Below are 12814 nucleotides of genomic sequence, written 5' to 3'. Positions count from 1 at the left end.
AAAGGGATTGGCAATGGTCGACGTAACCGTGCGCGGCGCCGGGATTTTCGGCCTGTCCATCGCCTGGGCCTGCGTGCGGCAGGGCGCGCGGGTGCGCGTGATCGACCCCGCGGGTCCCGGTGCCGGCAGCAGCGGCGGGATCGTCGGCGCGCTGGCGCCGCATGTTCCCGAGAACTGGAACGCCAAGAAGGCCTTCCAGCTAGAGAGCCTGCTGATGGCCGAAAGCTTCTGGGCCGGCGTCACCGCGACCGGCGGCCTGAAGGCAGGCTATGCGCGAACCGGACGCCTGCAACCGATCCGAGATGCCGCGGCACTCGAGATGGCCCGCACGCGCTGTGCCGGTGCCGCGGAACACTGGGGCGAAAATGCAACCTGGGCCGTCGTTCCGGCGGAAGGCCGGGGCTGGGAACCCGCCGCGCCCTCCGGCTGGCTGATTCATGACACGCTGAGCGCGCGCATCCATCCGCGACAGGCCTGCGCGGCTCTGGTCGCGGCGCTTCGTGCGCGCGACGTCGATATCCGTGCCGAGGCGCCGGATGCCGGGCGCGTGGTCTGGGCGACCGGCGCGGCAGGGCTCGAGCAGCTGGGCAAAGACCTCGGGCGTACAGTCGGCACCGGGATCAAGGGTCAGGCGGCGCTGTTGCAGCATGACGCGCGCAGCGCGCCGCAGCTTTTCGTCGAGGGGCTGCACGTCGTTCCGCATGCGGACGGAACGGTTGCGATCGGCAGCACGACGGAACGCGAATTCGCGTCACCGTCCGAGACGGACGCCCTTCTCGACCCGTTGATCCAGAGGGCGCGGACCGCATTGCCGAGACTCGCGGATGCGCCGGTGGTTCTGCGCTGGGCCGGCCTGCGTCCGCGGACACGCAGCCGCGCCCCGATGCTCGGACCCTGGCCCGGCCGGGCGGGTCACTACATCGCCAACGGCGGATTCAAGATCGGTTTCGGCATGGCCCCGAAGGTCGCCGAGGTCATGGCACGGCTGGTGCTGGAAGATCGCGACGAGATCCCGGAGGGATTCAGGGTCGAGGCGTCGCTTTAAGCCCGCTCAGGCCTCGGCTTCCATGATCTGCCGACCGTCCGGTCCACGCACCCAGAAGCTGCGGCCCGCGGCGCAGAGCTGCGCGGTCTCGGTGTGGAACAGCGGCGCGGTCGCCCGGTAGCTGAAGCTTGTGAGCGAGCCGAGCCGGGTCTCCGCCATCAGCATCAGGTGTTGCGCCAGTAGCGGGCCGTGCACGATGAGGCCCGGATAGCCCTCGACGTCGCGGGCGTAGTCGATGTCGAAGTGGATGCGATGCGCATTGAAGGTCAGCGCCGAGTATCGGAACAGCAGGACCGCGTCGAACCCCACCTCGTGCATTTCCTCTTCGTCGGTGCGCGCGGTGGGCGGGACCGGGGCCGGCGCGTCCGGTTCGGGGTCTTCGCGATAGACGAGGTCCTGCCATTCGGTCACGCAGAGACGTCCGCCCTGACGGATCTCGTGGCGCAGCGTGACCAGTCCAAGGGGTCCGCTGCGGCCCTGCTTGTGCGACTGGCGTTCGCAGATGGTCGTTTTCGTGGCCGGGATGCCGGCGCGCAGCGGCGTGTCGAATTGCAGGCGTCCGCCCGCCCACATCCGTCGTGGCAGACCCATGTCCGGCACCAGCCCGCCGACCTTCGGATGGCCGTCGCGCCCGAGCGCCGCCGGTGGCTGGGGCGCCCAGAAATAGACGTGATGGAAGAACGGCGGCAGCGGGTCGCCCTTGCCGATCGCGGCCGGCAGCCCGAGGGCGATCTGCAGCGTTTCGGCGCGGGCCGTATCCAGCGCATCGTTTTGACTTGCCTGCCGTGTCGCCGCATCCTGCATTCAGTTTCTCTAGCAAGGAGCCCGTCGATGCCGCAATCCCCTATCCAGTGCCGGGTCAGGGAGCTCGACCACCTCGTCCTGACGGTTGCGGACATCACCGAGACGGTGCGGTTCTACACGCAGGTGTTGGGCATGCGCGGCACCCAGTTCGAAGTCGCCGACGGCACGCGGCGCTGGGCGCTGCTTTTCGGCCGCTCCAAGATCAACCTGCACCAGAAGGGCCGCGAGTTCGACCCCAGGGCGGCGGACCCGCGGCCTGGCAGTGCCGACCTGTGTTTTCTGACCGACGCGCCGCTCGACGAGTGGCTCGCGCATCTCGAGACTCACCAGGTCGAGATCGAGGACGGACCGGTGCCGCGCTCGGGCGCGCGGGGGCCGATCACGTCGGTCTACGTCCGCGACCCGGATGGCAACCTCATCGAGATATCGGTGCCCGAAGACTGACGAAGCGCGGAAACGAAAAAGGCCCCGGACATGCCCGGGCCTTGCGGTTTTTGGATCCGTGGTCCGCGTCAGGCCGCAGTCGGCAGGATCACGATCTCGACGCGCCGGTTCTGCGCCTTGCCGGCGGCATTGAGGTTGCTGGCGACGGGCTGGGTCTCGCCGCGGCCGATGGCCTGGATCCGGTTGCCTGGCACGCCTGCGTTCAGAAGCACGTTCGAAACCGCGCCCGCGCGCCGCTCGGAAAGCTGCTGGTTGTAGGCCGCATCGCCGTCGCTGTCGGTGTGACCGACGATCTGGATCGTCGACTGCGGGTACTGCTGCAGGTTGCCCGCGACGGCGCGCAGCTCGTCCTGCAGGTCGGGACGGACCGCCGAGCTGTCCGTGGCGAAAAGGATGTCCTGCGGCAGGGTGACGATCAGGCGGTCGCCGGTATTGGTGATCTGTACGTTGCTGTTGGCGACCTGACGGCGCAGGTCGGCTTCCTGCTTGTCGAGGGAGTAGCCGATGCCGGCGCCAATCGCGCCTCCGACCGCCGCGCCCTTGATCGCGGAACTGGTGCTGTCGCCGACCAGCGCGCCAAGTGCCGCGCCGGCGCCTGCTCCGATCAGCGCGCCCGTCTGAGTGTTTTGGTTGCCCGTCGTGCTGCCGTCGAGCGCGCCGGGGTTCGTGCACGCCCCGAGCGCCATCGCGCCAGCGAGGGCGAAAACGAGAGATGTCTTGCTGGAAATCATGGGTACTGCCTTTGGCTGCTTGGCCCCGTTCGGGCAGGGCGTCTCGTGGTGAATGCAGCATGTATGCCCGCGGTTCCCTCCGGTGCCAAGGAGAACTTGGCCGCCGAGCGTGAACGTGAAGGCACGCTGTCGGCGTGCGCTGGCGCCAGTCCTGAGGCCGTTTCAGGCGTCGGCGCGCGCGGATTCGTAGGCCAGCATGGCGCGTTTCATCGGCAATCCCCAGTGGTAGCCGCCCAGAGCGCCGGACTTGCGCAAGGCCCGGTGGCAGGGGATCAGCCAACTGATCGGGTTGCGTCCGACGGCGGTGCCGACGGCTCGCACGGCGCGCGGCGCGCCGATCGAATGGGCGATTTCTGAATAGGTCGTGACTTGGCCAGAGGGAACGGCAAGCAGCGCTTCCCAGACCTTGATCTGGAACGGCGCGCCGATCAGGTAAAGCGGCGCCGGGTCGAGCCGTCCGCCCTCCTGCGCGCCGAACGCGCTTAGCACCCAGGGCCGCAGCCGCATCACGTCTTCAACGAATGTGGCCTTGGGCCAGCGCCCGGTCATGTCCTTCATCGCGTGGGCCTCGCCGGTCTCCGCCGACAGGGCGATTCCGCAAATGCCGCGGTCCGTCCCCATCACCAGCGCCGGGCCGAACGGGCTTTCGAACCAGCCCCAGAAGATGGTCAGCCCCGATCCGTCGCGGGCATATTCTCCGGGGCTCATCGCCTCCCAGCGCAGGAAGAGGTCGTGCAGGCGTCCGCTGCCCGACAGGCCGAGCGCATGGCTCGCCTCGAGTGTCGTGAAACGCTCGCGCAGCAGGGTCTTGGCATGGCCCAGCGTGAGGTATTGCTGGTAACGCTTCGGCGACACGCCGGCCCAGCGCGAGAACAGCCGCTGGAAATGCGCGGGGCTCATGCCCATGCGTTCCGCGATCGCGTCGAGCGTCAGCGGGTCCTCGGCGCCGTCGATGAGGTCGATGGCGCGGCGCATCACGCGGTAGTGGTAGGATGCGTCCGAGGTGTCGGGAAGAGGCTGGTGCTTTGTCATGCCCTCTTCTACCAGCCTCGCACCCCGCCAAGCGACCCGGAACTTGCGCAAACCGGATGCGGATCGCGCCATGCTTGCCCCCGGCGGCATTTGCCCGCATATCGTGACCCATGGCGAAACAGCTCGATTACCACACGATCCACGAGATATTCGCGCGCTTCCGCGCGGCCGATCCCGAACCGAAGGGCGAGCTGGAGCACGTGAACGCCTACACGCTGGTCGTTGCGGTAGCGCTTTCGGCGCAGGCGACCGATGCCGGCGTGAACAAGGCGACCCGGTCGCTGTTCGCTGTCGCCGACACGCCGCAGAAGATGCTCGACCTCGGGATCGACGGGCTGACAGACCACATCAAGACCATCGGCCTTTTCCGCCAGAAGGCGAAGAACGTCATGAAGCTGAGCCAGATTCTCGTCGACGACTATGGCGGCGAGGTGCCATCGAGCCGGGCCGCACTGCAGGCATTGCCGGGCGTCGGGCGCAAGACCGCCAACGTCGTGCTCAACATGTGGTTCCGCCAGCCCGCACAGGCCGTCGACACGCATATCTTCCGGGTCGGCAACCGGACCGGAATCGCGCCCGGCAAGACCGTCGAGGCGGTCGAGCGCGCCATAGAGGACCAGGTACCGGCCGAGTTCCAGCTTCACGCACATCACTGGCTGATCCTGCACGGGCGCTACAAGTGCAAGGCGCGCAAGCCGATGTGCCCGACCTGCCTGATCCGCGATCTCTGCCCATTCGAGGACAAGACCACATGACAAAGTACGAACTGGTCGGCATCGGCAACGCCGTCGTCGACGTGATCTCCCCTGCCGACGACAGCTTTCTCGAGCACATGGGCATCACCAAGGGTATCATGCAACTGATCGAGCGCGAGCGCGGCGAACTGCTCTACGCCGCGATGAAGGAGCGACTTCAGACCCCCGGCGGATCCGTGGCGAACACGATTGCCGGTGTCGGGGCGCTGGGCCTGCCGACGGCCTTCATCGGGCGCGTGCATGACGATGCGCTGGGCCGGTTCTATGCCAGGTCGATGCAGGAGGGTGGCACCGATTTCGTGAACGCCCCGGTGCCGGGCGGCGAGCTGCCCACGTCACGATCGATGATCTTCGTCTCGCCGGATGGCGAACGCTCGATGAACACCTACCTCGGCATCTCGACCGAGCTTGGCCCCGACGACGTCTCCGAGGATGTCGCGGCGCAGGCCCGGATCATGTTCCTCGAAGGTTATCTCTTCGACAAGGACAAGGGGAAAGAGGCCTTCCTGCAGGCTTCGCGCCTGACCCGTGCGGCCGGCGGGATGGCGGGCATCGCGATCTCCGATCCGTTCTGCGTGAACCGGCACCGTCCGGATTTTCTGCGCATGATCGGTGAGGAACTCGACTACGTGATCGGGAACGAGGCCGAGATCCGCTCGCTGTTCGAGACCGAGGATACCGAGGAGGCGATCGCGCGCACCGCCGAGATGTGCGGGATCGTGGTCTGCACCCGTTCAGGCGACGCGGTCACCATCCTGCGCGACGGCGACCGCGTGGACGTGCCAGTCGAACGGGTCGTGCCGGTCGATGCGACGGGCGCGGGCGACCAGTTCGCCGCCGGATTCCTCTACGGGTTGGCGACGGACCGGGATCTGATGACCTGTGGGCGGATGGGTGTGGCCTGCGCGGCGGAAGTCATCGGCCATGTCGGTCCGCGTCCCGAACGCGACATGATGCAGGTGTTCCGCGCCGAGGGTCTTGTCGATTGACGGCGCTGGAAAACGGCGAATACGAGGTTCCGCCCGGCAAGCTCGCCGTGATCGTCACCTATCTCGAAATGACGGCCCGGGCACCGACCCGCCCCGCCAGCCTTCCCCACGGGCTTGCGTTCCGCCGCGTCGAGGCGCCGGACCCGGACTGGTACCGCGACATCTACACCCGGGTCGGGGCGTTGGACTGGCTCTGGATCTCGCGCCTGCGCATGCCCGAAGCCGACCTTGCACGGCTGCTCGCCAATGCGCGGGTCGAGGTCTACACGCTGACGTCGGACGGGCTGGACCTTGCGCTTCTGGAACTTGATTTCCGTACGCCGGGCGCATGCGAGCTTGCCTTTTTCGGCGTCGCGGCCGAGCTGATCGGGAGCGGCGTCGGGCGATACCTGATGAACGAGGCGATCGCGCGGGCCTGGTCCCGACCAATTTCGCGCTTTCATGTCCACACCTGCACCGGCGACAGCCCACAGGCGCTGCGGTTCTACATCCGCAGCGGCTTTGTGCCCGTCCGGCAGAGTGTCGACATTGCCGACGATCCGCGCGCGACCGGCGAGTTGCCGGACACCGCGGGTCCACGCGCGCCCATCTTCACGCGCTGAACACGACACTGCCTGAAGCATCGCGACCGTGCTAGACTCGCGCCCGACTTGCGTGGGGCGGGGCTGATATGTTCGATGATCCGACGATCGTGGCCGGGATGGTCAGTGCGGCGATAGGGCTGTTGACGGCGCTGGTGCTGGCGATCGTGAACACCGGCCTGTCGCGGCAGACCGAAAGCAGCCTGCGCCGGATGGACGCGCGTATCGACGAAGAGAAATCCCGGCGCGAACGCCTGTTCGAGAAACAGGATATCGTCGCGCGTTATCGCGACCCTTTGCTGCACGCGGCGTTCGACCTGCAAAGCCGGATCTACAATATCTCCGAGCAGGGATTTCTGCAGCGGTACCTCGCGAACGGCAATGATCGCGAACAGAAATACGCGGTCGAGAACACGGTTTTCCTTGTCGCGCAATTTCTCGGCTGGACCGAACTCGTGCGTCAGGACATCCGCTTCATGGAAATGGAAGAGCAGGAAAAGACCCAGGCGCTTCGCAAGTTGCAGGACGGTGTTTACGCCAGTTTCCAGACCGATGCGCTGGGCCCGGTCTTTCGGCTCTTCGCGGGTGAGCAGCGTGCCGTTGGTGAATTGATGATCCGGCGAGAAACAGGTGGATCCCATTGCCTTGGATATGCGTCTTTCCTGACTGGACGACCGCCGGAAATGGATCGTTGGCTCGATCCGTTGCGTGAAGATATCCAGCGTTACGCGACCAGCCCGGTGATCCTGTGTCAGCGTCTTGTTCCGATCCAGCATTCCCTGATCGACATCCTGGCGTTGCTCGATCCGGGGCATGTCTATTTCCCGGAAGCCAGCCGGACGAAAATTGAATTCTGATCCCGGGTTATGCCTGTCGACCGCATTGAAAAAGGCCGCCGGTTTCGGGCGGCCTTTCCAATTGCGTCGCGCGCTGCGCGGAGATCACTTCGCGATCAAGTAGTCGTCGAGGGATTTCCCGGCCTTGAGCGCTTCCTTGATCCACCCGGGCTGGCGTCCGCGACCGCTCCAGGTCATTTCCGGGTTCTCCGGATGACGGAACTTCGGTGCGTTGACGCTCCGGCCGCTTTTCTTGGACGCGCCGGTCAACTCGGCCAGCGTGAAACCCATTTCCTTTGCCTTCGCATCCAGCGTGGCCAGAGCCTCCTGGCGTTTGCGCGTCTCGTAGCCGTCGATTGCCTTCGCCACGTCTTTTTGCAGTTGCTTGAGTTCTTCCAGCGACAGCTTTTCGAGTTTGATAGTAGCCATTGCAGCTTTCCTTTTTATTTCGGACTTCTTCCGAGTCTGGGCTCCGGTGCATTACACCCGGTTCGCCATTTAGAAGTTTCGGATGAAATCCTTTCCAATCTGTTGCCGTCTGTCCCGATACGACCGGGTCCAGTCGATTACCGAAGTATCTGCATCACGTGGCCATGCGGACAAGCAGAATCCCGAAATTTATTCGATGCGCAAAGGCGTTCACTGCATTTTCGTTGCGGAATTGCCGCGCGAAATATGGTGAGCTTGATAGTCCGGAGAAGCGACAACAATTAGAAGTAGCTTTGAAAAAAGAAAAACAACTAAGCGTTGACCTGGGTGACCGCAGGTATTGCGCAATTCAGAATTGCAGATTCGCAACCCGGAATTGGTAAATCAGTGCGGTTGCGCGCCAATGCCCGGGATTTATTCGGTCCCGCAATCCGCGCCGGCGAAACATTCCATGAGCCGTTGCTCGGACCGCAACGGGGCCGGTTGAAGCAGGAAATCGCCGCAGGGGCCGGTTTCGAGGACATATGTATCCGTGCCCTCGCGTAGGAAGGCGATGGCGTCCTTGCCGGGTTCGAGCAGGCCGCAGGCGTCCGTGTCGCAGTCGATGGCGACCGTCAGGTCAAGGGCAACCGGCGTGTCGAAGCCGTCCGGACCCATGACCGCGCCGCGAAAGCCGGCGGTGAACTCGACCGGTTCGGACCGGGACGGGTCCGGCTCGGGGTTCAGCGCGGGATCGAAGTCGAACGCGCCGCGCACGATCACGAAGGTCTCCTCGGCTTCGGAGGCGCGCTCCCATGCGGCTTCGAGCGGCTGGCGCGGACAGCTTTGGGCCGCCGCCTGCAGCGGCATTGCCGCAGTCAGCACACCCGCGAGACAGTACAGTCCTGCATGTCGCATCACAGTTTCTCCTCGAAGAGTTGCATCACCTGCGTATAGACCTGCCGCTTGAAAGGAACGATGTTCGCCACAAGGTCGCCGGCCGGTGACCATCGCCACTCCGAGAACTCGGGGTGGTCGGTCTCGATGTCGATCTGGGTGTCGCTACCGGTAAAGCGCAGCAGGAACCACTTCTGTTTCTGGCCACGATAGCGGCCTTTCCAGATATGCGGCACCAGCTCGTGCGGCAGATCGTAGGTCAGCCATCCGGGCGTTTCCGCCTCGACCGAGACCAGGTCCTCGGTGACGCCGGTTTCCTCGCGCAGCTCGCGCAGCGCTGCCGCGCGGGGCGCCTCGCCCTTGTCGACACCGCCCTGCGGCATCTGCCAGGCATCCTGATCGCGGTCGCGCCTCTGACCGACGAAGACCTTTCCGTCGCGATTGACCAGCATGACCCCGACGCAGGGTCGGTAGGGCAGGCGGGCAATCTCCTCCGGTGTCATGCCAGCGGTTTCTCCATCTTCGCGCGGCGCAGGATCTGGCCGGTCATCTCGACCTCTTCGCGATGGATAACGCGAAAGCCTGCCGACCGGAAGGCGGGTTCGGCACTCAGGCTAGCAAAGGTCCAGAGCCGTGCGATCCCGAGACCGCAAGCGCGATCTTCGAGACCGGTCAGCAAGCGGCGGAACATACCGGTGCCGCGCACCTCGGGCAGGATGAAGGCGAGGTCAACATAGCCGGCCGCATCCATGCTCATGAACCCCAGAATACGCCCGTCGGTCTCTTCGAGCAGGGTTTCGAGCCCGGCCAGCCTTTTCGTCCAGAAAGCGGCCGCGCGCAGTCGCGGCGACCATGCCGCCCGCTGCGCCTCGGAATAGGGGCTCGTCCCTTCCCGGATCGCGCGGTGGAACACCTCACCCAGCGCCGCCGCGTCGGACTGATCGGCCCATCTCAGCATGACATCCTCCGTGACGCCGCGTTGCGCGTGACACGCATCCGCTCATAGGGTGTTCTCCGGCAAGTCTCAACGGAGGGGTTTCATGACGCTTTACCCGAACCTGACGGCGCCGCTCGACCTCGGCTTCACCACGCTGCCGAACCGGGTGTTGATGGGCTCCATGCACACCGGACTGGAAGAGACCAAGGACTGGGAGCGCGTCGGCGAATTCTATGCCGCCCGTGCCCGCGGCGGTGTCGGCCTGATGGTCACCGGCGGGATCGGTCCCAACCTCGAAGGCTCGGTGCTTCCGGGTGCGGCTATGATGGTCTCGGACGAGGATGTGGCGAACCATTCGGTTATCACCCACGCCGTGCATGCCGACGGCGGCCGCATCGCGATGCAGATCCTGCACGCCGGGCGCTATGCCTACAGCCCCGAGTGCGTCGCGCCCTCGGCGCTGAAATCGCCGATCTCCCCGTTCCCGCCGAAGGAACTCGACGAGGCCGGGATCGAAAAGCAGATCGCCGATATCGTCGCCTGTGCCCGGCGCGCGCAGGAGGCGGGTTATGACGGCGTCGAGATCATGGGGTCCGAAGGCTATTTCCTGAACCAGTTCCTTGTCACGCATACCAACAAGCGCACCGACGACTGGGGCGGCGCCTACGAGAACCGCATGCGCCTTCCGGTCGAGGTCGTCAGGCGCACGCGCGAAGCCGTCGGGACGGATTTCATCATCATCTACCGCCTGTCGATGATCGACCTGGTGCCCAACGGTTCGACGCATGACGAGGTGGTGCAGCTGGCGCAGGCCGTCGAGGCGGCCGGTGCGACGATCATCAACACCGGCATCGGCTGGCACGAAGCACGGGTCCCGACCATCGCCACCTCGGTGCCGAGGGCGGCCTTCGCATGGGTCACGAAGAAGCTCATGGGCAAGGTGGGCATCCCGGTCATCACCTCGAACCGGATCAATACGCCCGACGTCGCCGAAGAGGTGCTTGCCGACGGCTGCGCCGACATGGTGTCGATGGCGCGGCCCTTCCTTGCCGACGCCGATTTCGTCGCCAAGGCAAAGGCGGGCGAGGCCGAGAAAATCGCGCCGTGCATCGCCTGCAACCAGGCCTGTCTCGATCACACTTTTTCGGGCAAGATTTCGTCTTGCCTTGTCAATCCGCGTGCCTGCTACGAGACCGAACTGCGCATCACGCCGGCCGAGGTCAAGAAATCGGTCGCCGTGGTCGGGGCCGGCCCGGCGGGTCTTGCTGCGGCGATCACCGCCGCCGAGCGCGGACATGCGGTCACGTTGTTCGACCGCGACGACCGGATCGGCGGTCAGCTCAACATGGCCCGGGAGATCCCCGGCAAGGAAGAGTTCCACGGGCTGGTGCACTGGTACCAGACGATGCTGGACGACCGCCGCGTGACCGTGAGGCTCAACACCGAGGCCGAGGCTTCAGCGCTTGGCGGTTTCGACGACATCATCGTCGCGACGGGCGTGTTGCCGCGTGATCCGCAGATCCCCGGACAGGACGGCCCGAACGTTCTGGGCTACATCGACGTGTTGCGCGGCAAGGCGCCGGTCGGCGATCGCGTCGCCATTATCGGTGCTGGCGGGATCGGCTTCGACGTGGCCGAATATCTCGTGCACGAAGGCGACAGCCCGACCGAGCACCTGCCCGAATGGATGCGCGAATGGGGCGTGGCGGACCCGGCGGAACACCGCTCGGGTCTCGCGCCAGAAGGGCCGCAACCCGAACCTCCGGCCCGCAAGGTCACGCTGCTTCAGCGCAAGGCCCAGCGCCCCGGCAAGGGGCTGGGCAAGACCACCGGCTGGATCCACCGTGCGGCGCTGGCGATGAAACAGGTCGAGATGGTCGGCGGCGTGAACTACGAGCGCATCTCCGAGAAAGGTCTGCACGTGTCCTTCGGTGAGGGCCGCGAGAACCCGACACTGATCGAGGTCGATACGATCGTGCTGTGCGCCGGGCAGCTGTCGGAACGTGGCCTCGCGGACCGTCTGGAGGCGCAGGGCATCGCCTGCCACGTCATCGGCGGGGCGGATGTCGCCGCCGAACTCGACGCCAAGCGCGCGATCGACCAGGGCACGCGACTCGCCGCCAACCTCTGACCACGCCCAAGACGGAGCGGTGGGAGTGCGCCGCTGCGGGCACTTTGGCTGCAAACATACGCGAGCGAATGGATGCGGTCGTGTTGGGGTTCACGTCGGGCGCGATCCTGCGCGAAGCCGGCCGCCGTGTCGCGCTGCCGGCCGCGCGGTGTCGGTTGCCCTTTCGACGGGTCCGAGGCACTGTTTCGGCAAACACCCGGGTCACCGATGCCAGTCTGCGTTTTCGACATCTTTCCCGACGGTACCGCGCAGGTGCCCGCAGATCGTGGGCTGACCGGACAGGGAAGCTATCGCTGGTGGCATTTCGATGTCGCCGACCCCGAATTCGAACCCTGGATTCGCGAACGGCTGCATGAGATCCCGGCCGAGGCCCTTCTGCAATCCGAGACGCGGCCGCGCTGCGACAGGTTCGAGGACGGGCTGATCCTAAACCTGCGCGGCATCAACCTCAACGAAGGCCAGTCTTTCGACCGCATGGTCTCGGTCCGGATGTGGGCGACGGAGAGCTGCCTGGTCACCGCGCGGGTCCGGCGCGTCTTCGCGGTCGACGACATCCGCTCCGAAATCGCGGCGGGGCGCAGCCCGATGACCGTGGCGCGGTTCATCGACGCGCTGGTCACGCGCCTGGTCGACCGGGTCGAGGAGCGCGTGCTCGTCATCATGGACCAGTCCGACACGTTTGAGGAAAGCGTGACACATGAGGACGAGGATCACCTGCCAGCGGGCCTGGGCGCCGCGCGGCGCAGCGTGATCCGCCTCTTGCGCTATCTCGAGCCGCAGCGTGCTGCGCTGCAGAAGCTGGCCGGATCGGACGCGCCCCTGCTGACCGAGGCCGACCGGCTCGATCTGCGCGAACTGGCCAACCGCGCCGCCGTGTCGGTCGAGGAGCTCTCGGCGATCCGCGAGCGGCTGGCCTCGGTACAGGATCACCACGACACCCAGGCCACGCTGCGCCAGGGGCGCAATGGCTACGTGCTGTCGGTGATCGCCGCGATCTTCCTGCCGTTGGGCTTCCTGACCGGTCTGTTCGGCGTCAACGTCGGCGGCATGCCGGGGGTCGGAAGCCCCGTGGCCTTCGCGTTGCTGTCGCTGGCGATGGCCGTCATCGCCCTTTTGGTCGTGCTGGTCATGCGCTGGAAACGCTGGCTCTAGCCTAGGGTCCGTTTCTGTTGCCGCCACGATGCGGCGAAAAACCGCGATACTGTCCCACAGACGCCGCCTTCC

General features: G+C 65.8%; 15 protein-coding genes. 8 read left to right on the top strand and 7 right to left on the bottom strand.

Features of this window, described 5'->3' with window-relative positions; all coding sequences use genetic code 11:
* The first annotated feature begins 13 nt into the window (after nt 1-13).
* Entirely contained in the window at nt 14-1045 is a 1032-nt protein-coding gene (locus R5H30_RS19300) for an NAD(P)/FAD-dependent oxidoreductase (protein WP_318330274.1), read from the top strand.
* Between the two features lie 6 nt (nt 1046-1051).
* Here R5H30_RS19300 and R5H30_RS19295 read toward each other — a convergent pair whose 3' ends face one another.
* On the bottom strand, nt 1052-1849 hold the full coding sequence (locus R5H30_RS19295; protein WP_318330273.1) for an HTD2 family dehydratase: 798 nt from the start codon (nt 1847-1849) through the stop codon (nt 1052-1054).
* Between the two features lie 27 nt (nt 1850-1876).
* Here R5H30_RS19295 and R5H30_RS19290 point away from each other — a divergent pair, with 27 nt between their 5' ends.
* Complete coding sequence (locus R5H30_RS19290) at nt 1877-2293, top strand: VOC family protein (protein ID WP_318330272.1); 417 nt, start codon at nt 1877-1879, stop codon at nt 2291-2293.
* A gap of 68 nt (nt 2294-2361) precedes the next feature.
* Here the strand turns inward: R5H30_RS19290 and R5H30_RS19285 are convergent, their stop codons facing one another.
* Both R5H30_RS19285 and R5H30_RS19280 read right to left on the bottom strand, forming a co-directional pair.
* Nucleotides 2362-3024, bottom strand: a complete 663-nt coding sequence (locus R5H30_RS19285; RefSeq protein WP_318330271.1) for a YiaD family glycine zipper/OmpA-like lipoprotein — start codon at nt 3022-3024, stop codon at nt 2362-2364.
* Between the two features lie 162 nt (nt 3025-3186).
* Complete coding sequence (locus R5H30_RS19280; protein ID WP_318330270.1) at nt 3187-4056, bottom strand: methylated-DNA--[protein]-cysteine S-methyltransferase; 870 nt, start codon at nt 4054-4056, stop codon at nt 3187-3189.
* 110 nt (nt 4057-4166) lie between these two features.
* Here R5H30_RS19280 and nth point away from each other — a divergent pair, with 110 nt between their 5' ends.
* The 4 genes from nth to R5H30_RS19260 all read left to right on the top strand — a co-directional run bounded on the left by nth (nt 4167) and on the right by R5H30_RS19260 (nt 7238).
* Nucleotides 4167-4811: an endonuclease III gene (nth, locus tag R5H30_RS19275; protein WP_318330269.1), complete on the top strand. Its 645-nt coding sequence runs from the start codon at nt 4167-4169 to the stop codon at nt 4809-4811.
* Nucleotides 4808-5800: an adenosine kinase gene (locus R5H30_RS19270; protein ID WP_318330268.1), complete on the top strand. Its 993-nt coding sequence runs from the start codon at nt 4808-4810 to the stop codon at nt 5798-5800. Before nth ends, R5H30_RS19270 begins: the two co-directional genes overlap by 4 nt.
* Nucleotides 5797-6402, top strand: a complete 606-nt coding sequence (locus R5H30_RS19265; protein WP_318330267.1) for a GNAT family N-acetyltransferase — start codon at nt 5797-5799, stop codon at nt 6400-6402. The genes R5H30_RS19270 and R5H30_RS19265 overlap by 4 nt, the downstream gene beginning before the upstream one ends.
* Before the next feature lie 68 nt (nt 6403-6470).
* Nucleotides 6471-7238 carry a hypothetical protein gene (locus tag R5H30_RS19260; protein ID WP_318330266.1) on the top strand — a complete coding sequence of 256 codons (768 nt, stop codon included), beginning with the start codon at nt 6471-6473 and terminating at the stop codon, nt 7236-7238.
* Nucleotides 7239-7322: 84 nt separating this feature from the next.
* On the opposite strand, the gene R5H30_RS19255 is transcribed toward R5H30_RS19260, so the two are convergent.
* The 4 genes from R5H30_RS19255 to R5H30_RS19240 all read right to left on the bottom strand — a co-directional run bounded on the left by R5H30_RS19255 (nt 7323) and on the right by R5H30_RS19240 (nt 9480).
* Nucleotides 7323-7646, bottom strand: a complete 324-nt coding sequence (locus R5H30_RS19255; protein WP_318330265.1) for an H-NS histone family protein — start codon at nt 7644-7646, stop codon at nt 7323-7325.
* A gap of 414 nt (nt 7647-8060) precedes the next feature.
* Entirely contained in the window at nt 8061-8543 is a 483-nt protein-coding gene (locus R5H30_RS19250; protein WP_318330264.1) for a hypothetical protein, read from the bottom strand.
* Nucleotides 8543-9025, bottom strand: coding sequence for an RNA pyrophosphohydrolase (locus tag R5H30_RS19245; protein ID WP_318330263.1), 483 nt, complete (start codon nt 9023-9025; stop codon nt 8543-8545). Before R5H30_RS19245 ends, R5H30_RS19250 begins: the two co-directional genes overlap by 1 nt.
* A complete protein-coding gene (locus R5H30_RS19240; protein ID WP_318330262.1) occupies nt 9022-9480 on the bottom strand; it encodes a GNAT family N-acetyltransferase in 459 nt (152 codons plus the stop codon). The genes R5H30_RS19245 and R5H30_RS19240 overlap by 4 nt, the downstream gene beginning before the upstream one ends.
* Before the next feature lie 82 nt (nt 9481-9562).
* Between R5H30_RS19240 and R5H30_RS19235 the strand changes: the two genes are divergently transcribed.
* On the top strand, nt 9563-11590 hold the full coding sequence (locus tag R5H30_RS19235) for an FAD-dependent oxidoreductase (protein WP_318330260.1): 2028 nt from the start codon (nt 9563-9565) through the stop codon (nt 11588-11590).
* Between the two features lie 207 nt (nt 11591-11797).
* Entirely contained in the window at nt 11798-12742 is a 945-nt protein-coding gene (locus R5H30_RS19230; RefSeq protein WP_318330258.1) for a zinc transporter ZntB, read from the top strand.
* Nucleotides 12743-12814: the final 72 nt, after the last annotated feature.

The organism is Roseobacter sp. FCG-D35 (genome assembly GCF_033436665.1).
Taxonomy (GTDB): Bacteria; Pseudomonadota; Alphaproteobacteria; order Rhodobacterales; family Rhodobacteraceae; genus JAWQFO01.
Note: the sequence above shows the minus strand (reverse complement) of the source record. Positions and strands in the feature narration are given on the sequence as shown.